Here is a 686-nt window from a genome sequence, read left to right as displayed (position 1 = left end):
CGCGTCCGGCCGCATTCGTCCCTGGGCTATCGGCCGCCCGCGCCTGTCAGCTACCCGGATCTGGCCTTCCGGCTACCCATCGCCGCCACCATGCAGTAGCCTCTCAATCGGCTCGGTCCAAAATACCGGTCAGGTCAGGTTGGCGGCCGCGTTGTTGGCAGTGTCGTGATCCCGATGGGCTGCCGCCAAGAAGACCTAAGTCCGCCGAGTGCGGCCGAGAATATCGGTCCCTGACGCGATCCGGATCCGCCTGCCCCATCCGTCGCTCCACCGACCGGCTTCAGTGTCCCACCAGCGCCCGTCGCCGAGATGGTAGATCATCTGCCCGTGCGGCCGCCCGCAGCCCTCGCAGCAGCCTTTCGCCCGGCCGAAGCGGATCAGCGCTGAAAGCTGCGCCCAGTCGATGGGGTAGAAGAAGCGATGCTCGGGCCGGATCGGCATGGGGGCGCACTGTGCCACCCATCGTGAGGAAAGCGTAGCGGTATGACGCCTGTGCCGATCGCGCAGAGGCCTTTCTGATCTTGGGTTCTGAGTTTCCCCGCGACGGCGCACTCGCATCGAGGCAGGTGGCTACTCCATCCCAGGCGGCAGAGGCCGTGGTACGCCCGACTCGGTCAGACCGAGGAACAGCGCCAAGCGCGTGAGTGCGGCGAGCGATAACGTGCTGTTGCGACCGTTCTCAAGGT

Annotated in this window: 1 pseudogene; it reads right to left on the bottom strand. The window is 66.2% G+C overall.

The annotated features are described in order from the left end of the window. Positions 1-135: 135 nt before the first annotated feature. A pseudogene (locus MKL01_RS20855) lies at positions 136-441 on the bottom strand (hypothetical protein); the annotation flags it as partial. Positions 442-686: the final 245 nt, after the last annotated feature.

This window comes from Methylobacterium sp. J-070 (genome assembly GCF_022829385.1).
GTDB lineage: Bacteria > Pseudomonadota > Alphaproteobacteria > Rhizobiales > Beijerinckiaceae > Methylobacterium.
This window is presented reverse-complemented; position numbering and strand designations above follow the sequence as displayed.